This is a genomic window from Acidobacteriota bacterium (genome assembly GCA_030949985.1).
GTDB lineage: Bacteria > Acidobacteriota > Polarisedimenticolia > J045 > J045 > JALTMS01.
Window position 1 is genome coordinate 16,351 of record JAUZRX010000104.1, and the last position, 25,626, is coordinate 41,976.

19 protein-coding genes and 2 tRNA genes are annotated in these 25,626 nt (G+C 69.1%); 13 read left to right on the plus strand and 8 right to left on the minus strand.

Going from position 1 to position 25,626, the window contains the following annotated elements:
* The first annotated feature begins 111 nt into the window (after window positions 1-111).
* Genes Q9Q40_14635 through Q9Q40_14650 form a run of 4 tightly spaced genes read left to right on the plus strand, consistent with a single transcriptional unit; the run spans window position 112 to window position 4,791 of the window.
* The gene (locus tag Q9Q40_14635; GenBank protein MDQ7008456.1) at window positions 112-690 is read left to right on the plus strand and encodes a D-sedoheptulose 7-phosphate isomerase; all 579 of its coding nucleotides are present in this window, start codon (window positions 112-114) and stop codon (window positions 688-690) included.
* Entirely contained in the window at window positions 687-2,114 is a 1,428-nt protein-coding gene (locus Q9Q40_14640; protein MDQ7008457.1) for a TM0106 family RecB-like putative nuclease, read from the plus strand. The genes Q9Q40_14635 and Q9Q40_14640 overlap by 4 nt, the downstream gene beginning before the upstream one ends.
* On the plus strand, window positions 2,111-3,919 hold the full coding sequence (locus tag Q9Q40_14645; protein MDQ7008458.1) for an AAA domain-containing protein: 1,809 nt from the start codon (window positions 2,111-2,113) through the stop codon (window positions 3,917-3,919). The genes Q9Q40_14640 and Q9Q40_14645 overlap by 4 nt, the downstream gene beginning before the upstream one ends.
* 41 nt (window positions 3,920-3,960) lie before the next feature.
* Complete coding sequence (locus Q9Q40_14650; GenBank protein MDQ7008459.1) at window positions 3,961-4,791, plus strand: helix-turn-helix transcriptional regulator; 831 nt, start codon at window positions 3,961-3,963, stop codon at window positions 4,789-4,791.
* A gap of 94 nt (window positions 4,792-4,885) precedes the next feature.
* Here Q9Q40_14650 and pnp read toward each other — a convergent pair whose 3' ends face one another.
* Window positions 4,886-6,958 (minus strand): polyribonucleotide nucleotidyltransferase, encoded by a 2,073-nt coding sequence (gene pnp / locus Q9Q40_14655; protein ID MDQ7008460.1) that lies wholly within the window; start codon window positions 6,956-6,958, stop codon window positions 4,886-4,888.
* A gap of 13 nt (window positions 6,959-6,971) precedes the next feature.
* On the minus strand, window positions 6,972-7,499 hold the full coding sequence (locus tag Q9Q40_14660) for a hypothetical protein (GenBank protein ID MDQ7008461.1): 528 nt from the start codon (window positions 7,497-7,499) through the stop codon (window positions 6,972-6,974).
* Between the two features lie 206 nt (window positions 7,500-7,705).
* Here Q9Q40_14660 and Q9Q40_14665 point away from each other — a divergent pair, with 206 nt between their 5' ends.
* Window positions 7,706-8,329: an outer membrane beta-barrel protein gene (locus tag Q9Q40_14665; protein MDQ7008462.1), complete on the plus strand. Its 624-nt coding sequence runs from the start codon at window positions 7,706-7,708 to the stop codon at window positions 8,327-8,329.
* A gap of 12 nt (window positions 8,330-8,341) precedes the next feature.
* On the opposite strand, the gene Q9Q40_14670 is transcribed toward Q9Q40_14665, so the two are convergent.
* Entirely contained in the window at window positions 8,342-8,911 is a 570-nt protein-coding gene (locus Q9Q40_14670; protein ID MDQ7008463.1) for an elongation factor P, read from the minus strand.
* Window positions 8,908-10,545 carry an NCS2 family permease gene (locus Q9Q40_14675; protein ID MDQ7008464.1) on the minus strand — a complete coding sequence of 546 codons (1,638 nt, stop codon included), beginning with the start codon at window positions 10,543-10,545 and terminating at the stop codon, window positions 8,908-8,910. The genes Q9Q40_14670 and Q9Q40_14675 overlap by 4 nt, the downstream gene beginning before the upstream one ends.
* Before the next feature lie 344 nt (window positions 10,546-10,889).
* On the opposite strand from Q9Q40_14675, the gene Q9Q40_14680 reads away from it, so the two are divergent.
* Both Q9Q40_14680 and Q9Q40_14685 read left to right on the plus strand, forming a co-directional pair.
* Entirely contained in the window at window positions 10,890-12,014 is a 1,125-nt protein-coding gene (locus Q9Q40_14680; GenBank protein ID MDQ7008465.1) for an alanine dehydrogenase, read from the plus strand.
* A 23-nt stretch (window positions 12,015-12,037) separates the two neighbouring features.
* On the plus strand, window positions 12,038-13,336 hold the full coding sequence (locus tag Q9Q40_14685) for an acetyl-CoA hydrolase/transferase C-terminal domain-containing protein (protein ID MDQ7008466.1): 1,299 nt from the start codon (window positions 12,038-12,040) through the stop codon (window positions 13,334-13,336).
* A 35-nt stretch (window positions 13,337-13,371) separates the two neighbouring features.
* Here the strand turns inward: Q9Q40_14685 and Q9Q40_14690 are convergent, their stop codons facing one another.
* Window positions 13,372-13,821, minus strand: a complete 450-nt coding sequence (locus Q9Q40_14690) for an arsenate reductase ArsC (protein ID MDQ7008467.1) — start codon at window positions 13,819-13,821, stop codon at window positions 13,372-13,374.
* Window positions 13,822-13,958: 137 nt separating this feature from the next.
* Here Q9Q40_14690 and Q9Q40_14695 point away from each other — a divergent pair, with 137 nt between their 5' ends.
* From Q9Q40_14695 to Q9Q40_14710, 4 genes are all read left to right on the plus strand, one after another.
* Entirely contained in the window at window positions 13,959-14,399 is a 441-nt protein-coding gene (locus Q9Q40_14695) for a hypothetical protein (GenBank protein MDQ7008468.1), read from the plus strand.
* A gap of 141 nt (window positions 14,400-14,540) precedes the next feature.
* On the plus strand, window positions 14,541-15,839 hold the full coding sequence (locus tag Q9Q40_14700) for a TolC family protein (protein ID MDQ7008469.1): 1,299 nt from the start codon (window positions 14,541-14,543) through the stop codon (window positions 15,837-15,839).
* Window positions 15,836-17,107: an efflux RND transporter periplasmic adaptor subunit gene (locus Q9Q40_14705; protein MDQ7008470.1), complete on the plus strand. Its 1,272-nt coding sequence runs from the start codon at window positions 15,836-15,838 to the stop codon at window positions 17,105-17,107. Before Q9Q40_14700 ends, Q9Q40_14705 begins: the two co-directional genes overlap by 4 nt.
* Before the next feature lie 10 nt (window positions 17,108-17,117).
* Window positions 17,118-20,252: a CusA/CzcA family heavy metal efflux RND transporter gene (locus tag Q9Q40_14710; GenBank protein MDQ7008471.1), complete on the plus strand. Its 3,135-nt coding sequence runs from the start codon at window positions 17,118-17,120 to the stop codon at window positions 20,250-20,252.
* 191 nt (window positions 20,253-20,443) lie between these two features.
* Here the strand turns inward: Q9Q40_14710 and Q9Q40_14715 are convergent.
* Window positions 20,444-20,530: transfer RNA gene (locus tag Q9Q40_14715), tRNA-Leu, on the minus strand.
* A 447-nt stretch (window positions 20,531-20,977) separates the two neighbouring features.
* On the opposite strand from Q9Q40_14715, the gene Q9Q40_14720 reads away from it, so the two are divergent.
* Both Q9Q40_14720 and Q9Q40_14725 read left to right on the plus strand, forming a co-directional pair.
* On the plus strand, window positions 20,978-22,648 hold the full coding sequence (locus Q9Q40_14720; GenBank protein ID MDQ7008472.1) for a DUF6178 family protein: 1,671 nt from the start codon (window positions 20,978-20,980) through the stop codon (window positions 22,646-22,648).
* Window positions 22,649-22,715: 67 nt separating this feature from the next.
* Window positions 22,716-22,790 (plus strand) — tRNA-Cys (locus Q9Q40_14725).
* A 35-nt stretch (window positions 22,791-22,825) separates the two neighbouring features.
* Here the strand turns inward: Q9Q40_14725 and Q9Q40_14730 are convergent.
* Together Q9Q40_14730 and Q9Q40_14735 are read right to left on the minus strand one after the other, a co-directional pair.
* Complete coding sequence (locus tag Q9Q40_14730; GenBank protein MDQ7008473.1) at window positions 22,826-24,391, minus strand: citrate lyase subunit alpha; 1,566 nt, start codon at window positions 24,389-24,391, stop codon at window positions 22,826-22,828.
* Complete coding sequence (locus Q9Q40_14735) at window positions 24,388-25,617, minus strand: aldolase/citrate lyase family protein (protein ID MDQ7008474.1); 1,230 nt, start codon at window positions 25,615-25,617, stop codon at window positions 24,388-24,390. Before Q9Q40_14735 ends, Q9Q40_14730 begins: the two co-directional genes overlap by 4 nt.
* Between the last annotated feature and the right edge of the window lie 9 nt (window positions 25,618-25,626).

A 25,626-nucleotide genomic window follows, 5' to 3' on the forward strand; every position in this document is an offset into this window, starting at 1 on the left:
CCTCGCGCGGCAGGCGCCGGCGGCAGGCCTCCATTCTATACCAGCGGACCCGGCGGCGGGCGCCCGCCCCGAGGAGGGGCGATAATGGACTCGACCCTCCGGGAGCCCGCCATGAACCGTAGCCAGATCCTCAAGATCGCCGAAGAACATTCCTTTCTCGTCAACCGCTTCTTCGACCGCTGCGCCGAGGACGTCAGCCGCGTCGCCACGCGCATCGTCCGCTGCGTTCAGCAAGGCGGGAAGATCCTGCTCTTCGGTAACGGCGGCTCGGCCGCCGACGCCCAGCACATCGCCGCCGAGCTGACCGGCCGCTTCGAGAAAGATCGCCCCGCCGTGGCCGCCATCGCCTTGACCTGCGATACCTCGGCCCTGACGGCGATCGCCAACGACACCGGCTTCGAGCAGATCTTCTCGCGCCAGATCGAAGCCCTCGGCCGCAAGGGCGACCTGGCCATCGCCATCAGCACCTCCGGCCAGTCGCCCAACGTGATCCAGGGCGTCCGCACCGCCCGCGAACACGACATCGAGACCATCGGCTTGCTCGGCCGTGAAGGCGGCGAGCTGCGCGCGATGGTGGATCACGCCATCGTCGTCGGCGCCCAGAAGACCTCCCGCATCCAGGAAATCCACATCCTGCTCGGGCATATCCTCTGCGAGGCCGTGGAGACCGAGCTCTTTCAGCCCCGGTGAGTTCGCCCCCGGGACGCATCCGCGCCACCGATCTCCACGATCTGGCCCTCTGCCCCCATCGCGTTCATCTCGAGCGCCGCCTGGGCCCCGATCAGCGGGATCCCCCCAGCGCTGCCCGGCAGCGGTTGATGCGCCGCGGCCTCGACTTCGAACGGCAGGTGGCAGAGACGCTGGGCTGGCCCCAACCGGTCTACCCCCCGGGAGACTTCGAGGCCGGAGCCCGGGCCACCCTGGAACTGATGCGGGCCCGGGTTCCCGGCATCTACCAGGGCGTTGTCCAGGACGGGCGACGGCTGGCGGTCCCCGACCTGCTGGAGCGGACCCCGGGCGCATCGGAGCTCGGTGACCACCACTATCGACCGGGCGACATCAAGGCCGGCCTCGTACCCCAGGCCCACCAGGCGCTGCAGGTCGGCTTCAGCGCGCTGCTGCTGGAGGCGGCCCAGGGCCGCCTGCCGGAGACCGGCTTTCTCGTGATGGGAGACTCCCGCCGGGTGGAGTTGCCTCTCGATCGGCTGCTCCCCGCCACGCGAGAGGTGCTCAGCCGCGTCCAGCGCATCATCGATGGCCGGGAAACCACCTCTCCCTTCCTCTGTCCGGCCTGCGGGACCTGCCCGTGGCGGGGCCGTTGCCTGCCGGATTTGGTGGAGCGGGCCGACCTTTCCCTGGTGGATGGCATGACTCCCACCCGGCGGCGTCTGCTCGAGGCTCGCGGGGTGCGGAGCCTCGACGCGCTCGCCCGCCTCGAGCCGGGGACCGGGGACCCGCGGCGGCCGCCTCTCGATCTCGAACGACTCGTCCCCCAGGCGCGCGCCCTGTGCGAGGGCCGGGTGGAGCTGTCGCGCCCCCTCGAGCTTCCCGAAGTGGAGGGCGGACTGTTGCTGGAGGCGGAACGCGACCCCCTGCAGGCGGGCGCGGTGCTGACCCTGGCCTGGCGCTCCCTTGACGCCGCGCCGGCCAGCGGCACGGTCCGGCTGTTGACCTCGCCGGACGAGTGCCGGGCCGCTGCCGGGGCCCTCGAGCAGGCCGCCCGGAACAACGGGGGCCGGCTTTTCCACTTCGGCGGCGCCGCGCCGGCGGCCCTCGCGCGCCTCGGGGACGAGGCAGGCCTCGAACCCGCGGCCCTCGAGGCCCTCTCCCGCCGCTTGTGGGACCTGCGTTCCACGCTCCGCCGGGGCGCCGCCTGGCTGCCTGTCTGGCGTTACCGGCGTGAACAGGTGGCTGCCGCCCTCCGCGGACGGCCCCTGCCCTGGCCGGGGGAAGGCTCCGATACCTTCCTCCTCGCGGAGACGCTGCGGGAGGGCGAGGACCCCGCCCTGCGGGAAGCCATCGAGGCCCGCTGCCGAAGCGACCTGGACCAACTCGCCGCCATACTCGGGTGGATCCTCGCCCAACCCCATCGCCCTCCCCGGCGGCCCCGATGAAAGGCCCCTTCGACCCGGCCGACATTCGACAGGCCTTGCTGACCTATCTCCAGCGGGAACGGCTGGCCGGAGCCCTCGATCTCGACGAACTCTGGTCCCAGCCTCTGGCCAGTCGCATCGCCTCGGGGGACGCGCTGGCAGGCGGCCGCGTACTGGGCTGGCGGAGCCCCAACCTCCTGGCTCTGCACTTCGCCGAGAACACGTCCCGGTTCCGCCCGGGGGACCTGCTGCGCATCGGCTCCGGGGCCGACCCCCACCGACAGCCGGAAATGCGGCTGGTGGAGGAGGACGACGGAGGCACTGTGCTGCTGCAGTGCCTTTGGGGCGAGGATCAGCGGCGAATCGACCCGGCCCTGCCGACCGGCGGCCGGAGCGTCGTACTCGACAGGGGCGAGGTGGATCTCAGCACCTTCCTGGGCCGCGCCGTCGAAGAGGTGTTCCGGGGCACGGACGCCGCGAGCCGGGCGGTCGCCCAGGTGCTCTGCGGCACTTTTCAGCTCCAGGTGGACCCGCGGCAGCGCGAGCGGGCCGAAGATTCCCTGCGCCGGCTGGAGGCTCGCGGCCTGGCCCTGGAGTCGGCCCAGCAGGAGGCCTATGCGGCGGGCTGGGCCAGCCGGCCGGTGCAACTGATCCAGGGCCCCCCGGGCACGGGCAAGACCTTTCTGCTGGCGCTGCTGGCCGCGGCCCTGGCCTGGCGGGGAGAGCGACTGCTGATCACCGCCCTGACCCACCGGGCGGTGGACAACGCCCTGCTGGCCCTGGCCCGGGTGGCGGAGCCCTTCGGCCTGGAACTCCCCCTCGCCCGGCTCAACCCGCGACCGGGACAGAGATGGCAGCTCGAGCAGGCCGGCATCCGGGTGCTGCGGGGCACCCGGGGCGCCCTGAACCAGCCCGGGAAACGCGGGGGCCAGGTGATCGGGGCGACGCTCTTCTCGGCCGCCGGCCTCGAAGCCGGCAGCTTCACGCGGGTGATCGTGGACGAGGCCGCCCAGGTGCCCCTCTCCCACGCCCCCTGCGCCCTGCGACCGGCCTGCCGCTGGCTGCTCTTCGGCGATGATCGGCAGTTGGGACCGGTGACCCTGGCCGAACACGGAGACCTGGCCCGCCGGTCCCTCTTCGAACACCTGCGCCCCCTGGCGCCACCGGTGATGCTCGACCGTACCCACCGCCTGAACAGCGCGATCTGCTCCTTTCCCTCCCAAGCCTTCTACGGCGGCCGCCTCGAACCCACCGCCGCCGCCGCGCGCCGGACACTGCCCACCCGGCCCGGGGGCCGCTACGACGAGGTGCTCGCCCCCGACCCCGCAGCCCTGGTGGTGCCCATGGACCACGAAGGTTACCGGAGCCACTGCCCTCCCGAGGCCGACCTTGCGGCCGCGCTGGTCGAAGAACTGCTGGTGCACCACGAACTGCCCGCGGAGGAGGTCGCCGTGATCTCACCCTTCCGCCGGCAGAACCGGGAGATCCTGCGACGCCTGCGCCACCGACTCGGAAGCGAGGCCGACCTGCCCGTGGTCGACACGGTCGAACGCATCCAGGGCCAGGAACGCGAAGCGGTGATCGTCAGCCTGGCCTGTTCCGACCCCGGGGCCCTGCGCCACGACGCCCGGTTCTTCTTCTCGCCCCGCCGGCTCTGCGTCAGCCTGACCCGCGCCCGGACCAAGACCATCGTCCTGGCCAGCCCGCACCTGCTCGACGCCCTGCCCCGCAGCCTCGAAGCCCTGCTCGACTTCGGCCTTTTTTGCCGGCTGCTGGCGGAATGGCCCAGGCGCCGAGTAGTTGTCCCGCCTCCAGACCCAGCGTAGACTTTACTGCAACTGCGCACGGGTTAGTCACGGGAGGTTCCATGGATCTGCATCGCCGCATCCGCACCCTGCGCCTACGCCGGGGCCTGACCGGCACGGAGCTGGCCCGGCGGGCGGGTGTCAGCCCCTCCTACATTTCCCTGATCGAACACGGCGAGAAGGTCCCCTCGGAACAGGTGGCGGTACGCCTGGCCCAGGTGCTGGGCGAAAAGGAAGACGTCTACCGGATCTGGGCGGCGACGGCCCGCATGGACGCCACCACCCGCGAGGTGGTGATGCGCGCCCGGGAGTACGCCAGTGTCGAGCCCCTCCCCCTGTCCCCCCCCACTGAAGACTCCACGGCCCCGACCGTCACCGCGGCCCCCCGACGCCCCCCCGGCCGGCCGCCCCGGCGCGAAAATCGTCCTTTCGGCGTCAGCTACGCGCTTGCCGACGACGACCTGCTGACCCCCCTGCGGATCCCGCTCCTCGCCCCCGGCAGCCGCTGCGAGGCCTCACCGCCGCCGGCCGAAGACGTGGAATGCCTGCTGGCCCTCGACCCGCGGCTGCTCGGACGAACGTCCGGCCGGGACCTGGTCGCCCTGCGAGCCACCGAATCCATGACCCGGGACGTGGCCTGCTGGATCGGCTCCCAGGACGTGGTGGTGGTCGACCGCCGGCCCTCCGCCTTCGACCCTTCCCGGATTCACGCCTTCCGCCAGGGCGATGACCTGCTCTTGTCCCGGGCCTGCGTGAGCGGCTCCACCTTGCTCCTGCTCCCCCTGCCCACCCGGGTCGAACCACCGCGCGCCATCGAGTTGCCGGACGAAGCCACCCTGGCGGATCTTCTTTTCGGAACGGTGATCTGGTCGGCCAGGAACTGGACGGCGTGACTCGCTCCCATGACCTCTCGCCCCGGAGCGCGGGCGGGCCGGCGGCGCGGGAGCGCCCCGCCGCGTCTCCGGGTCGAACCTCTCGAACGCGCCCTCAGCCGGCCGCCAGCGCAGCCCGCCGGGAAAGAACGATACGGCCCTGCCGATCGACACCCTGGACCCGAACGGGGGTCTCGTCGCCGACAGAGAGCACGTCGGAGACTTTGCCCACACGGCGGTTCTCGAGTTCGGAGACGTGGAGTCGGCCCTCCACGCCGGGCGCGATCTGCACCACGGCGAAGAAGTCCCGGACGACGATGACCTTGCCGTCGTAGACTTTCCCCACTTCAGGCTCGAGGGTCAACGCCTCGATGCGGGCGCGGGCCTTGCGGGCTCCGATGGCGTCCTCCGAGTAGATCCGCACCAGCCCGTCGTCCTGGATATCGATGCGGCAGGAGGCGTTGGCCTGGATCTCCTGGATCGTCTTGCCCCCCGGACCGATCACCGCGCCGATACGCTCCGGCCGGATACGCAGGGTCTGCACCCGCGGTGCCGAAGCGGCCAGATCGTCGCGGGGCCGATCGAGAATCTTCTCCATCTCGCCGAGAATATGCTCGCGCCCGCGGCGGGCCTGCTCCAGCGCCCGAGACAGCACTTCTTCGGGCAAGGCTCCCAGCTTGTTGTCCATCTGGATCGCCGTGATGCCTTCCCGGGTTCCCGCCACCTTGAAATCCATGTCGCCGAGATGGTCTTCCTCACCCAGGATGTCGGATAGCACGACGTATTCCCCGGCCTGGTGGATCAGGCCCATGGCGATGCCCGCCACCGGGGCGCGGATCGGCACCCCCGCGTCCATCAGCGCCAGGCAGCCGCCGCACACCGTCGCCATCGACGACGAACCGTTGGACTCGGAGATGTCGGAGACGAGGCGAATCGTATAGGCGAAATCGTCTGCCTCCGGCAGCACCGGGGAAAGTGCCCGGTGGGCCAGGTCCCCGTGACCGATTTCCCGGCGACCCGGCCCCCGCTGGGGCCGCACTTCCCCGACCGAGTAGGGGGGAAAGTTGTAGTGCAGCAAAAAGCGCTGGCTGGCGCTGCCCTCGAGAGTTTCGTAGCGTTGCTCGTCACCCACCGTCCCCAGGGTGCACGTGACCAGCGCCTGGGTCTCGCCCCGGGTGAAGATCGCCGATCCGTGGGGCCGCGGCAGCCATCCGACTTCCCCCGTGATGGCGCGGATCTCCTCCGGACCGCGACCGTCGGGCCGCCGCCCCTCCGAGACGATGGCCGCGCGCAGCCGCCGCGCCACTTCGGCCTCGAAGAGGGCCGCGGCTTCCTCCTCCCGCTCCGCGTGAGCCGCCAACACATCCCGGCGAATCTGCTCGAGGAGCGTTCGCCGCTCGGCCTTCGACCCCTTCCCGAGGGCCTGGTCGATGGGTTCGGCGGCCCGGGAGGCCACCTGGGCGGCGAGTTCCTCGTCCACCTCCGGCGGGGTCCACTCCCGCCGCGAACGCCCGACGCGGCGGCCCAGTTCCCCGATCCCTCCCGCCAGGCTGCGGCAGACCTCGGCGCCCCGTTCGAGGGCCGCGACCACGCGCTCCTCGGTGGCCTGCCGGGCTTCCCCCTCGACCATGACCAGGCCCTTGCCGGAGGCCGACACCACCAGGTCCACTTCGGCCCCCAGGCGATCGCGGCGGCTGGGGAAAACCTTCCACTTGCCGGCGCCGCGGGCGATGCGCACCCCCGCGGCGGGCCCCGAGAAGGGGATGTCCGAGACCTCCAGCGCCGCCGCGGCGGCGACGATGGCCAGGCCCGAGGGCTCGACCTGCTCGTCGGCCGAGAGGACAGTCAGCAGGACCTGGGTCTCGCAGGCGAACCCCTTGGGGAACAGCGGGCGGATCGTGCGGTCCACCAGGCGGGAGACCAGGACCTCCGCATCGGTGATGCGCCCCTCCCGGCGAAAGTAGGAACCGGGAATCCGGCCCGCGGCGGACAGCTTCTCGCGGTATTCCACCGTGAGCGGGAAGAAGCCCACCCCCGGCCGGGGCTCGGAGGCCGCCACGGCGGTCGCCAGGATCACGGTGTCGCGGTGACGCAAGACGACCGCGCCGTCGGCATGGCGCGCGACACGGCCGGTTTCGAGGTGAATCTCGCCTCCCGGCGTTTCGATGGTGATTTCATGGCTGTTCAACAGGAATCCTCGCTCATCGGGGAGTGACGGCCCAGGGCGGGAAGACGACCACGGCGACAGCGCCGGAGACATCCTCACCCCGGCCCGGGTGGGGCCGGAAATCGGGCAGCCGGGCGCCGTCTTCGGTCTTCAGGGCCGGCCGCCAGTGCATGATGGCGGCCAACTCTCCGTCCAGTCGCACCACGTCAGCCAGGAAAGTCGCTCCACGCCGCCCCTTTTCGAGGGCGAAGAGCTCGACCCGCCAGGCCGGGTAGCGCCGTTGACGCAGCCCCCCGACCTCGATGTCGGCCAGGGGAGGCGGCAGGAAGAGTGCGGCCCGCTCGGCGGCGTCGGCGGGCCGGTAGTAGGAGGGCTTGTCAGGGGGAAGGACCCACACCGCCAGGGGAAGCTCGTCCGCGGGCGGACGATCCTCCTGGCAGAGCAGCAGATGGAAGAGACTGTAAATCTCCTCCCGGGACGGAGGAGCCAGGTCCCCCCCCCCCGCGCAGGCCGTCACAATGGCGAAAGTTGCCAGGCAGGGAAGCCAGTAGCGGGACAGCATCGCGATCCTCCCCCGGGGACGAGCCCCCGGGTCCGTCTCCCATGCTACCGCGGACCGGCGGCCGGTGACGGCCGGGGTGCCCGCTCCGCGCGAGATCGACAGGGAGACATGACAGAAGGCCTCGCCTGGTGGATAATCTCGCGTCTCGCAGCGGCCCGACTGCCTCCGGATACCTCGGCGGCCGCGCGGCACAGAGGAGAGAGAGAATGGTCCGGAAGGTAGTGGCTCTGCTGGGACTGACCCTGCTGTTGATCGGTGGCACCGGCCTCGCTTTTGCCCAGGAAGACGAAGCGCCCCCCCCCCAGGCCTGGGGATTGACCGTCGGCTACATGGTGGGCGACCTTGCCTCCGAGCTGGTTCAGGATGGATTCCAGGCGGAGCTGGACGACGAGATGACCGTCGGCCTGTTCTATCTGGTCGACCTGAACGAAAGGGTGAGCTTCGAAACCCGCCTGAGCGTCTCCCCGGGCACCATGCTCAACACGGAAAACGGCGACGTCTCGACCACCGTGATCTTCCTCGACTTCACACTGATCCCGAAGATCAACATCGGCAGCTTCGAGCTGGGGATCCCCATGGGCCTGGGCTGGGCCGCGACCCAGGAAGACGACGCCTTCCTCAACCAGGTCTACGGACGGGCCTCCGGCATCAAGCAGGACGGCGGCAGCGGAGCCACCTACTACCTCGGATTGCGCAAGGACTTCAAGCTGGGGGAGAAGTGGAACGCCTTCGTCGACCTGAGGGCGCGGCGCTTCCATCGCCTGGTCAACATCCGGGAGCGCACGGTCAAGACCACCGAGCTGGCGATCGGCTTCGCTCGTAACTTCTGATCCTCCGGGAGTTCAGGCGCGGCGCAGGTAACGCTTCTCGAGGGGGTCGACCTCGATCCGCTCTCCCTTTTCCAGGTAGAGCGGGACCTGGATTTCCACCCCTCCCGCCACCGTGGCCTTCTTCATCACCTTGCCGGCGGCGGTGTTGCCCCTCACCGCCGGTTCGGTGTCGAGTACCTCCACCTCGAGGGTGCGGGGCAGTTCCACCGCGGCGACGTGGCCCTGGAAGTGGACCGCCCGCACGGTCATACCCTCCTCCAGCCACGGCGCCACCTCCGGCAGGCCGGCGACGGGAAGGGCGAACTGCTCGTAGGACTCTTCGTCCATGAAGTGCAGGTCCTCACCGTCGGCGTAGAGGAACTGGGCGGGTCGGTAGGTCAGGTCCGGACTCTCGAAGACCGTGCCGGCCTTGAACGTGCGATCGAGTACCTGGCCGCTGAGCAGGTGCCGCAAACGGGCCCGGACCAGGGTGGCCGAGCCGCGGGCCGAGGGCGTCTGCAGGGTGTGCTCGACCACCGCCCAGGGCTCACCGTCGATCAGCAGGCGAGTGCCTTTCTTGAAATCCGCCGTGGAGGGCATCATGTCCCCTTTTCGGCCGTCTCCTCGACGGGCCGGGCCAGCAAGCGCGCCGCCAGGGCGACGGCGGCCACCGCAAGATAGCCCACGGCCATCGGCCAGGCGAATCCGGGGCGGATCTCCTCCCGCACCGCCGCGGGGGTGATGGTGTAGGCATGCATCAGGCCGACCCAGGTGAAGGCGGCGGCGACCAGCGCCCAGAACGCGGCCGTGCCGAAGCGACGCTCGGCGAGGAAGACGCCGATGGCGGCCAGGAAGGTGGCGGAGAAGAGAAACCCGGCCTTGAGGGTCAGCAGCCCGCCCACGTAAGGCAAGGTGGTCCGGGAGAGGTCCTCCACCAGCACCGGCAGGGTGGCCCCCTCCACCAGGCGGCCGGCGAGCCGCGCGCTGCCGGTGGTCATCTCCACCAGCAGCCAACCCCAGGCGGCCAGGCCCGGCAAAAGACCCAACACCACGGCGGGAGCGTGGCGCGCGGGCGTGGCCGTGAAGGCCTGCGCGGTGATGATGACCGCGATCCAGACCAGGATCGCCATCGCCGCTTCCACCGGCACGATCCGGGCGATCGGACCGATCAGGCCGAAAAGAGCCAGCAACCCGAAGAAGATGCCGTTGGCCGCCGAATAGGCCCAACCGGCTCCCATGCGTTTCCACCCTGGATGGCCGATGTAGATCGTCGTGGGAAAGCACGAGCCGAAGCAGGCGGCCGCCACTGAACCCACCCCGTTGGCCACCAGGCAGGGGCGCTCCGGGTAACTGTCGCCCTCCGCCTCCGCAGACTCGATGCACTGCAGCGCACCGAGGAGATTGATCAGCCCCATCGGCACGATGATCGAGATCCGCCCCCAGACGTGGGGACTGGCGAGAGCCGCCGACAGATCGCCCAAAGCCGGCATCGGCGGGTGAAAACCAGCGCCGGCCAACAGGTTCTCACCACCGACGCCGACCCCTCCGGGCCAGCCGGCGAGGCGAATCAACCAGGCCAGCGCCGTACCCACGGCCACCGCGATCAGCCCGCCGGGCAGCCCCCCCGGCCAACGCACCCGGCTGAGGTAGGTGACCAGCACCAGGGCCAGGGGAGCCAGGGCGATCAGGGGCTTGTCGAAGGAGCGCAGGATGAACTCCATCGAGATGAAGCCGATGGCGATGCCGGCCAGGGTGGAGAGCAGGGCCGCCCGGGGCGTGATCTTCCGCACCCAGCCCGCGCCCCAACCCCCTGCCGCCTCGATCAGTCCGGAAAGCAGGCAGGCCACCAGTCCCACCTGCCAGGCGGTGCGGGCCGCCTGCTCGGCCGAAACGGCGGGATCCGCCGCCAGTTCGGCGTAGGTCGGTGCCATGACGAAGAGGACGTAGGCGAAGAGGCTGACCGTGTTGATGCCGTAGGGCAGCGCCGTCATCGGCCGGCCGCGCTCGAGGGAGAGCCTGCGGGCGAGCCGGGCGTAGTAGAGGTTGCCCACGATCAGGGAGAGGGCCGCGCCGGGAAAGATGCGGGTGAGAACGAAATCGGGAGGAAAGCCGCAGAGCCCGGTGCACAGGGCGTAGATCACCAGGAACTGAAGCAGGTTGTCGACCATCAGGCCGAAGAAGCCGTCCAGATCTCCCCGGCCGATGGAAGCCAGCCGCGGTACGGCGAATCGAGACATGCCCTTCCCCTCCTTGGACTCCGTGGCGAGGAACGCCCGGATCGACGCCCCGGCGCCTGCTGCGCGGGTTCCGTGCCGAGGCTCACGATAGCTGCTGAAAGTACTGGCCTCCATCGGGTTCGGGAGCTATTCTTCTGCCTCCCGCTCCTTTTTTCGTATTTTCGCAGCCCAGGTCCGCATGCCACTCGAGACCGGAGGCAGCCAGTGCTTTCGACCCGCGACAACCGGGGACAGGCCAGGCGGGACGCCGCGAAGGCCGGCCCGAAGGGCCGCAAGGCCCGCCCCGCCGCCGGCCGCGGCGTTGCCGGCCGGGGGCCTGTGTACGTGGGTCCAAGGAGACTTCCATGAGAATCGGCGTTCCCAAGGAGAGGTTGCGCCACGAGCACCGGGTGGGTCTGACCCCCTTCGGCGTTTCCCGGCTCGTCCACCAGGGTCACGAGGTGTACGTGGAGCGGGATGCCGGTAGAGACTCCCACTTCTCCGACGAAGACTACGTGGGGGCCGGCGCAACCATCGTCTATCGCCCTGACGAGGTCTACGGACGCTCCGAGTTGCTCTGCCGGGTCGGGAGCCTCGACGTCGAGGAGGCCCGCTTCCTCAATCCGGGTACGGCCGTCCTGAGTTTCCACCACCTCGCCGTCACGCCCAGGGAGGTGCTGGTGGAACTCGTCGAACGGGAGATCACGGCCATCGGCTACGAACTGGTGGAATGCGACTCGGGCGATTGCCACCGGCCGGTCCTCACCTCCCAGAGCGAAATCGCGGGCCGACTGGCGATTTCCATGGCGGCCCGCCTGCTCGAACACGAAGAGGGCGGCCGCGGCATCATTCTCGGGAGCGTGCCGGGAGTGCCGCCCGCCACGGTGGTGATCCTCGGAGCGGGTACGGTGGGGATGACGGCGGCCCGGACGGCGACCGCCCTCGGCGCCCATGTGATCGTCCTCGACTCGCACCTTCCCCGGCTGCGGGAAGCCATCGCCGGCAACGGTCAGCACCTGGTCACGGCCCTCGCCTCGCCCCGCAACCTGCGCCGCTACGCGGCGATCGCCGATGTCCTGATCGGAGCCGTGATGATTCCGGGCGGACGCACCCCCTACCTGGTCACGGAAGAAATGGTCGACACCATGAAACGCGGCAGCGTGATCATCGACGTGTCGATCGACCAGGGAGGTTGCGTGGCGACCAGCAGACCCACCACCCCGGACAATCCGACCTTCCAGGTCGGCGGAGTGACCCACTACTGCGTGCCCAACATGACGACCAACGTTCCGCGTACCGCGTCCCGGGCCCTGACCATCGCGGCCATCAACCAGATCGTAGGCACGGCCAACGCCGGCATCGAGCGCGCCCTGCGCGTCCACCCGGGACTGGCCGAGGGCGTCTACCTCTACCGCGGAAGAATGGTCAACGAAGCCGCCGCCGCCGCCGTGGGCCTCAAGGCCACTGCCCTTCATGAAATGCTCGACTGAGGACGACCCGAGGAGAACACGTCATGGCCTGGCTCGATCTCTATAAGCGCAAGGTCCGCTCCGCCAAGGACGCGGTCAGCCTCATCGAAAGCGGTAACCGGGTCTACTACGGCGGCAACGCGGCGATCCCCATGGCTCTGGTGCGAGCCCTGGCCGAAGACTACGAGGCCCTGCACGACGTGCAGCTCAATCACGTGCTGCTGCTCGGAGAGGACCCTCTTTCGGCTCCCGAGATGGAGGGGCACTTCCGCCACAACTCCCTTTTCGTCGGCCCGGCCGACCGCGAAGCGGTCAATTCGGGGCGGGCCGACTACGTGCCCGTCTTCCTGCACCACATTCCACGCCTGTTCAAGGAGAAGATCATCGACCTGGACGTGGCGATGGTCATGGCCTCCCCTCCCGACGAACACGGCTTCATGAGCCTCGGCGTGGAAACCATGGCGGCCCAGGCAGCCTGCGCTGCGGCCCGCAAGGTGGTGGTCCAGGTCAACGAGAAGATGCCACGCGTCCTCGGTGATTCCTTCATTCACGTCAGCCGGGTGGACGCCATCGTGGAACACACCGAGGCCTTGCCCGAGCTGGCCGCCCGGCCGATCTCCGAGGTCGAACGGCAGATCGGCCAGAACATCCTGCCCCTGATCGAGGACGGATGCACGCTGCAGATGGGCATCGGCGGCATCCCCGACGCGGTCTACGAATCCCTCGACGGCATCAAGGACCTGGGGGTGCACACCGAGATGATCTCCGACGGCTGCATGCACGCCATCGAGCGCGGCGTGATCACGGGAGCCCGCAAGACTCTGCACCAGGGCAAAGTCGTGATCACCTTCGCCCTCGGCTCCCAGCAGCTGTACGACTTTCTCGACAACAATCCGATGATCGAAGCCCATCCCTGCGACTATGTCAACGATCCCTTCATCGTCAGCCAGAACGAGAACATGGTGGCGATCAACTCGGCCATCGAGGTCGATCTGACGGGCCAGGTCTGCTCGGACTCCATCGGCCCTCGGATCTACTCCGGATTCGGTGGGCAGGTGGACTTCATCCGGGGCGCGGCCAAGGCCAAGGGCGGCAAACCGATCATCGCACTCCCCTCGACGGCCCGTAAGGGCAGTCAATCGCGTATCGTTCCCTTCCTGCAGCAGGGAGCCGGGGTAGTCACGACCCGGGCCGATGTGCACTACGTGGTCACGGAGTGGGGTACAGCCCACCTCTTCGGCAAAAACCTGAGTCAACGCTGTGAGGCCCTGATCCAGATCGCTCACCCCGACTTCCGCGCCGAACTGGAAAGTGCGGCCCGCGAGCGCGGCATCTTCGGCTGACAGCGGGCCTTGACGCGGCGCCGCGCGGCCGCCGCTCAGCCGCACGCCTCGCCGCGCTCCAGCCAGCGCAGGATTCGCCGCTCGATCTCGTCGCGGGCCGCCCGGAACACGTTGAGCCGCTGCTCACCGTCCCCAACCGCCGCGGCGGGATCCTCGAGGGGCCAGTGCTCGTGCGTCCTCACCCCAGCCCACCCGGTGGGGCACTCCCGGGCCGCAGCGGCGCACACCGTGATCAGGTGGACGATGTCCCCGGTCCGTCGCACTTCCGCCAGGGACTTGGGCACCAGGCCCACCGTGGGGATCCCCTGCTCTTCGAGGACGGCCAGCGCCAGGGGATGGACCCGGGCAGCGGGCCGGGTGCCGGCACTGAGGACCCGATAACGCCCCGGAGCCAGATGCCGCAAGAGAGCCTCGGCGAGTTGACTGCGCGCGGAATTGCCGGTGCAGAGAAAGAGAACCGAGGGCCGCGAGACTGTCGGGTTCACCGCTGTCACCTCCAAACACGGGGCCATTCCAGCACAGCTCGTCACGTCGCGAAACGCCGGCCGCGGCCCCCGGCGGCGGATTTGACACGACCGCCGGCCGGACTTACCGTCATGGTTCCTGTGAAAGGGGCCGATGGGTGCGTGAGAAGATCCTCAGACTCCTGCTCGCGGCGACGCTGATCCTATCCCAGGTCGGCGTGCTGCCCGCGCTGAGCGGGGGCATGGTGCTGTGTATCGGCTCTGACGGCCACCGCGCCCTCGAGTTCGCCCCATGGGGTCTGTGTTGCGCGGACGCTTCCGCGGCCGGGGAGGAGCGAACACCACCGAACGCGCCTCCCGCACCCCTGATGCTGGGCGCGCCGGGTCCCCTCGCCTGCGGGCCGTGCAACGATCTCCCGCCGCTCCGGGAAGGCCGTTATACCTCCACCCGAAAGAGCGACACCGTCGCCCTGTTCACGCCTCTCGTCTCCGGCCCGCTCTCCCTTCTGCCGCCGAACGAGGCGGTTCTGGAAACGCCCCCGCCCCCCGCGATCGGCACCGCCCTGGCGGCTCTGCGCACCATCGTCCTGCGCGCCTGATCTCTCCCGTCGGCTGCCCTGACGCCGCCCTGCGCCCGCCTCCGTAACCGGGGCCGGCCGCCGGACGGCGATTGTTTTCCGCAGCACGTTTTTCGTTCGACGAACCGAGGGCGGCCGTGCCGCCCGACGGGAGCCCGAAACATGCCACATCTCCGTTCCTGGACCTGGATCCCGCCCCTATCCGCTGTCGGCGCCTTCCTGATGTTGCCGCTGCCCGTGGCGGCCGGCCCGACGCAGGACGTCACATCGCCGGCCCTGACGGAGAGCCGGGCCGTTCGTACCGCCATCGAGAACCATCCCTCTCTGCGTGCCCGACGGGCCGAGGTCGACAGGCTTCGCGCCCGCCTCCAGAGTGCGAAAACCTACCCCTACAACCCGGAGCTTTTCATCGGCCAGGGCCGCCGCAGGGGGGGAGGCACGCCAAGCACCGACCGGAGCGTCGAACTCTCCCAGCAGATCAGCATCGGCGGCAAGCGAAGCCTCGAGATCCGCGGCGCCGAAGCCCTCCTGGCGGACGCCGACGATCGCCTGCGACGCGCAGAACGCTTGCTGGCGGCAACCGTCCGTGCCGCTTTCGTCGAAGTCCTGCGCACCCGGGAGCTGCTCGAAGTCGAGCGCACCAACGTCGAGTTGACCCGCAACCTCGCCGAGGTGACCCGACGCCGTCTCGAGGCCGGCGAGGCGACCCAGATCGAAATGAATCTGGCCCTGGCCCAGGTCGGCCGGGACGAGCTCTCGCTCTCCATGGTCGAGGGCGCCTACAAAGCGGCCCGGGCCCTGCTGGCCGAGACCATCGGCCTGCCGCCCGAATCCCTGCCCCGGGTGACCGGCACGCTCACCGTACCTCGCTCCGGGACGCCGCCGCTTTCCGAGTTGCTGCGGGTCGCCGCCACTCGCCGCGCGGATCTGGCGGCGTTCAGCGACCGCATTCTCGCCGCCGAGTCGGCCCGCCGGCTGCGCCGCCGCCAGCGGATCCCCGATCTCCGCCTGAGCGCGTCCTGGGACCGGGAGGAAGGGACCGATCGCATTTTCGGCGCGGGCATCTCCCTGTCGATCCCGGTCTTCAACCGCAACCGCGGCCGCATCGCCGAGGCGGACGCCGGCCTCCGGCAGACCCTGGCCGAAAAGTCGGCGGCGGAAAACCGCGTCCAGCGGGAAATCATCGAGTCCTACGCGCTCTTCACCGCAGCGTCCACGGCCACCCGCAATCTCGAACAACGAGTTCTCGGCTCGCTCAACCAGAACCTCGACCTTCTCAATCGCTCGCTGAGAGCGGGCAAGATCGGCTGGACGGAGGTGATCGTCTTTCGCAGGGAGTTCACCCTGGCTCAGCGCGACTACGTGGACACGGTGGCCCGGGCCCGACTGGCCAAGATCCGCCTCGATCTCGCGTCCGGCACCGACCTCTCCGTTCTCTTTCATGAGGAGTCCTCCCGATGACGGCCAAGCCCACCGCATCCGCGGCCCCGCTCTTTCTCCTGCTCCTGCTGCTCCTGGCCTTTCTTGCCGCCTGTTCGGGGGAAGCGCCGGCGGCCTCCACCGGGGACGGGCACGACCCGGTCGCCGGGGACGAGCACCACGACACACCGGGAGAGGATCACGAAGCGGAAGCCCACGACGAACACCAACCCGGCATCGTGGAACTGTCCCCCCGGTTGCTCGCGCGAGCCGAGATTCGCACCGCCACCGCCCAGCGACGCCACCTCCCGGCGGAGATCAGGACTACCGGGCAAGTGGACTTCAATCGCGACCGCCTGGTCCACGTCACCCCCCGCATCGCCGGTCGTATCGTCGAGGCCCGCGCGGATCTCGGCGACCGGGTACGCCCGGGCGAGGTCCTGGCCGTGATGGACTCGATCGAGCTGGGGCAGGCCAAATCCGACTATCTCCAGGCGCGGGCCCGCCGCGAGCTGGCCCTCCAGAACTACGAACGGGAAGAGTCCTTGCGCGCCGAGAGGATCTCCTCGGAGAGGGAGGTTCTCGACGCCCAGGCGGCCCTGCGCGAGGCCACGGCCGTACTGCGCGCCGCCGAGGAACGGCTGCATCTTCTCGGGCTGGATCAAGACGCCCTGGCCGCGGTTCATTACGACGATCCCCAGTCTTCGCTCTACGAAGTCCGGGCTCCCATCGCGGGCAAGGTGGTCCGCAAGCACATCTCCCTCGGCGAGATGGCCTCCACCGACTCGGTGCTCTTCACCATAGCCGACCTCTCGTCCGTCTGGATCTGGATCGACGTCTACGAGCGCAACCTGCAGCACGTGCATCTCGAGGACGACATCCGCGTCCGGGCCGACGCCTACCCCGACCGCATTTTCATCGGCGAGGTGACCTATCTCAGTGACGAAGTGGACACCGACACGCGTACCGTTCGCGCCCGCATCGATGTCAAGAACGCCGACGGCGCCCTGCGCCCCGGCATGTTCGTTCGCGTGCAGATCTCCGATCCGCATCTCGCTCCCGCCCAATCCGCGGGCATGGTGGTTGTCCCGGAAGACGCCGTACAGCGCAACGGCGACGAGTACCTGGTCTTCGTCAGCCTGGGAGAAGGTCGCTTCATGGCCCGCGAAGTGGAACCGGGTCGCAAGGCATCGGGCTTCGTCGAGATCCGGCAAGGCATCGAAGCCGGCGAGGAAGTCGTGATCCAGGGTTCTTTCACTCTCAAATCCGAGCTGTCCAAGGAATCCCTGGGCGGGGGCCACGCGCACTGAGGAGAACGGTATGATTCACGCCATCATCGATTTCTCGCTGAACAACCGCTTTCTCGTGATCGTGTCGTGGCTTCTGCTGGCGGTCGTCGGGGTTTTCTCGCTCAACACGCTGCCCATCGACGCCGTTCCCGACGTGACCAACATCCAGGTCCAGGTGCTGACCAACAGCCCCGGCCTGGGCCCCGAGGAGGTGGAACGCTTCATCACCTTCCCCGTGGAAACCGCCATGAGCGGCCTGCCACGGGTCGAGGAGATCCGCTCGGTTTCCAAGTTCGGCCTCTCACTGGTGACCGTCGTTTTCGAGGAAGGCAGCGACATCTACTGGGCCCGTCAGCTGGTCGCCGAGAGGCTGACAGCAGCCCGGGAGCAGATTCCCGACGGGTACGGCGAGCCCGAGATGGGCCCCATCTCGACCGGCCTGGGTGAGATCTACCAGTTCGAGGTGCGAGGGGAACCCATGTGCGGCCCGGAAGAGCCCGACACGGATGCCTGCTACACACCGATGGAACTCCGCACCATCCTCGACTGGTTTGTCAATTACCAGCTTCGCTCGGTGCCCGGGATCGTCGAGGTGAATTCCTTCGGCGGCGAACTGAAGACCTACCAGGTGAGTATCGACCCCCTGCGGCTGACGGCCTACGGCCTGTCTCTCGCGGAGGTCTTCGATGCCATAGAAGCCAACAACCGCAACGTGGGGGGCGGCTACATCGCCCACCAGGGAGAACAATACCTGATCCGCGGCGAGGGGCTGGTCGCCAGCCTCGAGGACATCGGCCTGATCGTCCTGGCCCACGATCGCCAGGGGACACCCGTCTATGTCTCCGACATCGCGGAAGTCGAGTTTGCGCCCATGATCCGCCAAGGGGCCGTGACCCGCGACGGTCGCGGCGAGGCGGTGGTCGGCATCGTGATGATGCTGATGGGCGAAAACTCCCGCGTCGTGGTCGACCACGTCAAGCAGAAGATCGAGGCGATCAAGAAGACGCTGCCCGAGGGCGTGACGATCGAGACTTTCTACGATCGCACCGACCTGGTGCGCCGAACGATCAAGACGGTGGCCAAGAACCTGATCGAGGGCGGGGCGCTGGTGATCGTCATTCTGCTGCTTTTGCTGGGCAATCTTCGCGGTGGCCTGATCGTCTCGGCCGCCATTCCCCTCTCGATGCTCGTGGCGTTCACCGCGATGCGATTCGCCGGCCTGTCGGGCAACCTGATGAGCCTGGGCGCCATCGATTTCGGCCTGATCGTCGACGGTTCGGTGGTCATGATCGAGAACATCGTCCGGGTCCTGCACAGCCGACGCCACGAGACGGGCGTGCCCCACATCGAGAAGGTACGCGCCGCGGCCCACCAGGTGGCCCGGCCGGTGGTCTTCGCCGTCGGGATCATCATGATCGTCTACCTGCCGATCCTCGCCCTGCGGGGGGTGGAAGGGAAGATGTTCCGTCCGATGGCCCTGACGGTGGTCTTCGCCCTGGCCGCCTCCCTGGTCTGCGCCATGACCTTGATGCCGGTGCTGGCCAGCCTGCTGATCAAGAAGGTCTCCGAGAAGGAACCCCTGCTCTTCCGGATGATTCAGCGACTCTACAAGCCTCTGCTTCAGCGGGCTCTGCGCTGGAAGATCATCACCGCGACCATCGCGTTGACCCTCTTCGTCGCCAGCCTGGGCGTCATCCCCTTCCTCGGCGCAGAGTTCATCCCGCGCCTGGACGAGGGCGCGATCGCGATGCAAATCTGGCGTCCCCCGAGCATCTCTCTCGAGGAATCCAACCGGGTCAGCCTGATCGCCGAGAAGGTGATCCTCGAACAGTTCCCGGAAGTGGAAACGGTCGTCTCCCGCACGGGCCGGGCGGAGATCGCCACGGATCCCATGGGAGTGGAGATCAGTGATACCTACCTGATTCTCAAGCCCCCCAAGACCTGGCGTTTCAAGACCAAGGAAAAGCTGATCCAGGCCATCGACGCGGCGATGAAGGAGAACGTACCCGGCGCGATCTTCTCTTTCTCCCAGCCGATCGAGCTGCGGGTGCAGGAGTTGATCGCCGGCGTCCGCTCGGACATCGCCGTGCACATCTATGGCGACGATCTCAAGCTGATGAAGCGCAAGGCCGACGAGGTGGTGGCCGTGCTCCAGAAGATTCCCGGCGCGGCCGATGTCAAGGCCGAGCAGACCGTCGGCCTGCCGATGCTCAACGTCCGCGTCGACCGGGAAGCCATCGCCCGGCACGGCATCAACGCGCAGGACGTGCTCGACGTGGTGGAGACCATCGGCGGCAAGTCACTGGGCGTGGTGCTCGAAGGCCAGAAACGCTTCGTGCTGCAGGTCCGCTTCGCGGCCGACAACGTACGGCAGAGCCTCGACCAGGTTCGGAACCTGCGGGTCCGCGGCCCCGCGGAAGGTGACGCGCGGGCACGCTTGATCCCCCTTTCCCAGCTCGCCGACATCTCCATCGAGGACGGTTCGGCGCAGATCAGCCGGGAGAATATCAGTCGCCGGATCAACGTGGAGAGCAATGTCCGGGGCCGCGACCTGGCCTCGTTCGTCAAGGAGGCCCGGGCGGCGGTGGAACGGGATGTCGAGTTACCACCCGGCTGGCTCATCGAGTGGGGCGGCCAGTTCGAAAACCTCCAGGCGGCCACCCGGCGCCTGACGCTACTGGTACCGCTGGCCCTGCTGATGATCTTCGTCCTGCTCTACTCGACTTTCAACTCGGGACGCCTGGCGATCCTGATTTTCACCAACGTACCGCTCGCCGTCACCGGCGGCCTGTTGGCGCTCGCCCTGCGAGGCTATCCCTTCTCGATCTCGGCGGGCGTCGGTTTCATCGCCCTCTTCGGCGTGGCGGTGCTCAACGGCGTGGTCCTGATCTCCTACGTCGAGCAGAAGCGCCGGGAGGGCGCCGATCCGGAACATGCCGCCATCGAGGGCGCCAGCGTCCGGCTCAGGCCGGTGCTGATGACCGCCATGGTGGCCTCCCTCGGCTTCCTGCCCATGGCGATGGCCACCAGCGCCGGCGCAGAAGTCCAGCGGCCCCTGGCCACGGTGGTCATCGGCGGGCTGGTGACCTCCACCCTGCTCACCCTGCTGGTCCTGCCAACCATCTACAGCTGGTTTGCCGTCAAGCGCGCCGACGCCGGCCGCTGATCCCGCGCTCCGGGCCCTTTCCCGCTCCGGCGACGGGAGGCCCGGGCGCGCGATCTCCAGGGGACTCGCCCGGGGAAGCCGTCACCGGCGAAAACGGCGGCCGGGAGCGGGCCCTGGCGGGCGGCACGTCCCCGGCCACGCGAGGCGGGCACCGCCCGCGGCCCGCCGACTGCGGAGAGGAGACCGTGCGCTGGTACCGGGAGTGGGACTCGAACCCACACGGCCTGTCGGCCAGGGGATTTTAAGTCCCCTGCGTCTACCCGTTCCGCCATCCCGGCGTGGAGCGATCCTACGACAACCGCGGGCGCTGCGCGATGCAGCGGGGAGAGCTCCGGCGAGGAAGATATCGGACTGGTGCACAAGGAAATGGGAGCCGGCGGACCGGAACCCGGGGCCCCAGGCTTCGGCGGCACTCTTCCTGCCGCAAGAATCCTGTCAATTCCTGTGGCCCGGAGCCTGAGATCGAACCATGTTATTCGTGGGCTGGGCTTAGGAGTGGATGGTGATTCTCACGATCGTATGCGTCTGTGGGCAACACAACGCAATCTCCGACGAAGAGCTCGAAACAGCGGTCTGCCATGGATGTGGCTGCACCCTGCTGCGTCCCGCGTCGGCGTCGCTGACCTCGTCGACCGAACCCACGCCCGCCACGACCTCCTGAGGCCTTCTTCCCCCAGGCCCCGCCGGTGTGGCCGCATCCTGCTTGATTGAGCAGAATGGGGGCCGTGGACGCTCATTCGAGACAGCTTCAGCAGAACCGGCGGCGACTGCTGGCCCTCTCTCCACGCCGGCGCATCGGTTCGATTCTCGAAGCCCGCCGGCCGGCGGCCCTGGCCCGGGTTCTGCCGGCCCAGGACTTCTACCTCACCCTGGCCGAAGCCTCCCCCGCCGAAGCGCGCGCCCTGCTGCCTCTCGCGTCGCGGCACCAGCTCGATTTCGTCCTCGACATCGACGCCTGGGGCCGGGACCGATTCTCCGCCGGGCGCCTGGCAACCTGGCTTGAACGCTTCGCCGAGGCCGGCCCCGAACTGATGGCCCGATGGCTGCGGGAGGGAGATGAAAAGACCGTGGTCCTGGCCCTCTCCCGAGTCCTGACGGTGTACAAGCTCGACCCGTCGGTGGACGAATCCCGCTGGCCCCCCGAGCCGGCGCCCCGGACCCTTGACGGACTCTACTATCTAGCCCCCGTCCCGCGCCTGAGCCCCAAGGCCTTCGAAGGCCTGCTCGGCGGCCTGGCCCTGCTGCGCGGCGCGGGGACGCGGGTCTACGAAGCCCTGCTCGAGCAGGTCCTGTGGGCGATTCCCGCCGAGCACGAAGAAGAGGTCTACACCGAGCGCGTCTCGCGGCTCGCGGAGCGGGGTTTCCCGCCCCTCGAGGAGTCCCTCGAGGTCTGGGCTCCGAGCCTTACGGCCGAACAGCTCGCCCGACGTCTCGCGTCCCTCGCCCCATCCCCAGGCAGCCCGCGACCGGCGGCATCCACGGCCCTGGTCCCGGTCGATAGCGACCCCCTGCCCTGCCTGGCCCAGGCTCTTGCCGCGTGTGACCCCTCCAGGGCCGAAGCCTTCATCCATCAAGGTCTGGCCCGGCTGGGCAACCGCTTCGCCGTCGCCTCCCTGGCCCACCTGGGCCGCCCCCGCACCCACCGCGACGGCCTGCGCCTGGCCTTCTGTCACGCCAACCTCGGGCTGGAGTTGATCACCCGGGGCGACGAAGCCCGTCTCGGCCCCGCCCTCGATCACCTCTCGGCGGCTGAAGTGGTGGGTGCCGGCACGGCAGCGGTCATCGAACGGGTCGAGCGGGCCCGCCGCCTCGAGCAAGGCTGGCTCCGGCGCGTCCACCTGGCCGGCGAGCGGCTCGACGCCCCCATCGCCCGCGCCCTCGCCGGCCTGCTGCGCCATCGTCCCCGCTTCGAGGGCTGGGAGGAGTCCCGCCCCTTCCGGGCCGTCGAGGACCTGGAGCGCTGCGATGAGCTGTTGCTGGCGGCCGAGTCCATGGGCACCTTCCTCGAAGAGCGGCTCGGCGCCGGCGCCCGGGAACTCCCCGAGCTGGCCCGGCTGCCCGCCGGCCGCCGGAACATCGAGGACGTGGAGTGGTCCGCCGTGGCCCTGACCGCCATCGCGCGACGGGTCCTCGGCGGCGGGGGCGATCCCCGCCCGCTCAGCGCCCGGCAGGCCGCCGAGGCCCTGGCGGCGCTCACCGTCGACCAGGCCGGGACGCTCCGCTGCACCCCTGCTTTCTTCGCCGCCGCCGAGCAGCTCGGCCTCGCCCCCGCCGCCCCCTTCCTCGCGGCCCGGCTGGAGGATTCGGCCCAGGCCGCAAGAGGACAGACGCCTCCGAATCCAGACCTCCTCAGGGCCCTGCTTTTGGCTCCGCCGGGTGAACCGGATCTGCGTTGACGCCCTGTCGGCCGCGGCGTATTCTCTTCGCTCCGAAGGGCCCGACGGGCCCGGCGGGTCGTCTCCAGGCGCCGTGGCCAAGTGGCTAAGGCAGAGGTCTGCAAAACCTTTATCCCCGGTTCGAATCCGGGCGGCGCCTCCAGCCGCGTTTCTTTCCCGACAGCTCCGGCGAGAGCCTTACGGCTCGACGCGGTACACCGTGTCGATCACGGTCCCGTCGACCCACTTGATCACCGCCACAGGCTCGTCGGTGATCGCGGGACGCTCGGGAGCACCGCCGCAGAGGCCTTCCACCTCGGCCTTGATCTCCTCGAGGGGGCGGATCGGCAGGTCGGAACCCTCCAGGGCCTCGAGCAGGTCTTTCCGCCGGGGATTGATGGCGATGCCCCGCTCCGTGGCCACCACGTCCACCAGTTCTCCCGGACCGGTGATGGTGGTCACCTCGTCCACGATCACCGGCAGGCGATCGCGGAAGCTGGGCACCGCCAGCACGGTGCAGCGGGAGAACAGGCAGTTCTGCCAGCCGCCGATGCCATGCAACAGGCGGCCGTCGGAGTGGGTCACCACGTTGGCGTTGAAGTTCAGGTCGACCTCGGTGGCTCCCAGTACCGCCACGTCGACCATCGAGGCGAAATTCCCCTTGCCGTGGTGGTTGTAGGAGGTGAAGGGCGAAGTGGGTACATGACGTGGATCACCGGCGATGGACTCCACCCCCGCCAGATCGAAGGTCTGTCCATCGAGGATGTAGTCGGTCAACCCTTCCTGCAGCAGGTCCACCAGGTATCGGGTCGAACCTCCACGCACGAAACGCGCGCGCACCCCCGCCTGGCGCATCATCTCCTTGAGGAAGCCCACGAAGGCCAGGGCGATGCCCCCCGCCCCGGCCTGGAAGGAAAACCCGTCCCGCAGAATCCCCGCGTCGCGGATCAACCGGGCGATCATCTCCGCCGTCCGCAGGCGATCAGGCGAACGGGTGATACGGGTCGTCCCCGAGACGATCTTCGCCGGATCGCCGATGGACTCCACCTCCACCACGTAGTCCACGTTGTTGCCCTGGACCTGCCAGGGAATGCAGGGAAAGGGCACCAGGTTGTCGGTGACCACGATGACCTTGTCGGCATAGATCGAGTCGGCAAGCGCGAAGTTGATCGAGCCGCAGGCCGACTGGCCACGCGATCCGGTGGCATTGCCGAAGGGATCGGCGGTGGGGGCGGCGATGACCGCCACGTCGATCTTGACCTCGCCGTCCTGGATCGCCTGCCAGCGCCCGCCGTGGGACCGCAGCACGCCCAGGCCCCGCATCTTTCCCGCCGAACAGTAAGCGCCCAACGGGCCATTCATGCTGCCCTCGATGTGATGCACCGTACCGTCGTCCATCAGTCCGGTCACCGGGGCATGGCAGGGAAACGAAGCGCTGGGAAACCACATCAGGTCCCGCACGCCCAGGTCCCGCGCGGCCTCGAGGGCGGCGAGAGCCACCCGGTCCCCGTTGCGCAGGTGATGGTGGGTGGAGAGGGTCATGCCGTCGGCCAGGCCACAGGCCTCGAGCGCCTCCCGCAATCCCGGCAAACGCTTGTCGCCGTCGGACGGGTAGTCCGACGCCGTAACCACGGCAGGCCCCCAGCGCCGCCCCGCGGGCCGGTGAGCGTCGACGCCCCGGTAGGGAACCTGGGCCCGGCCGGCGATGGACGAGGGTACGCGTCGACCCAAAGCGTTGACCACCATCTCGCCGTGCTCTCTCATCGCCGCCTGCCCTCCTCGCCGCCCAACAGGCCCATGCGCCGCGCTCGTTCCACCAGGGCCAGGGCCCGCTCCACGACCGGCGGGTCGATCATCTTGCTGCCCAACGCCACCACGGCCCTGCCGGAAGACCGGGCCTGTTCGAAGGCCTCGACCACCCGCAGGGCCCGCTCGATTTCGTCCGGCCCGGGAGCAAAGGCCCGGTGCACCACCGGCACCTGCGAGGGGTGAATGCAGCCCATGCCCTCGAAGCCCATGGCCCGGCTGCGCCGCCCCCAACGCTCGAGCCCCTCCAGGTCCGCAATGTCACCGTAGACCGAGTCGATGGCCTGGCAGCCCGCGGCGCGGGCCGCCTGGACCAGGCGGGAGCGGGCCCAGGCGCTCTCCTCGCCTCCGGGAGTCTTCACCACCCCCAGGTCCGCGGTGTAGTCCTCCAGGCCGATGGTCAGCGCAGCCACCCGGCCGCAGGCGGCGGCGATCTCCGCCGCCGCCTCGAGGCCCCGGGCCGACTCGATGATCGGCATCAGCCACACGGCGCCGTCACCTTCCACCGGGCAGTCGAGAGCCGTCAGGCGCCGATCGACCTCCCGCACCTCGGCCGCCGACTCGACCTTGGGAATCAGCACCAACGACGGCCGGGCGGGAAGCACCACATCCAGGTCTTCCAGCCCCGCTGGAAGCTGATTGATACGCACCATCCGCTCCGCGTCACCGAAGTCGAGGTACTGCAAAGCCGCCGCCACCAGCAGGCGCGCGGCGTCTTTTTCGTCCGGATGAACCGAATCCTCCAGGTCGAGGATGATCCCGTCGGCACCGTAGAGACCGGCGTTGGTCATCAATTTGGGGTCGCTGCCGGGAATGTAGAGTCGGCTGCGCCGCAGGCGGTCGATCCCGCCTCCCGACGGGGGATGTCGCACCGGCGGCGGCGGCGCCGGCGCGGCTCCCGCCCGCACCAGGGCCGCCCGCACCCGGGCCTCGATGGCAAAGGGCAGCGCCCCGGCGTCGACCACTCGCAGGCGGGCATGGTCGATGCCGTGCTGCCGGACGATCTCTTCCACCTGCCGACGGATCCTCCGGCCGTAGTAGGCGGCCACGCGGGACTCCAGGTCGACCTGGATGCCACCCGCCGTCGCCGGCTCGAAGGCCACGTGAAGATCGGAGCGCACCTTCTCGCCCCGCCGCCCCGCCTGGGCGGGCCGCATCGATCCTTGCCCTGGGGCCTGGCTCATGGCACGTCT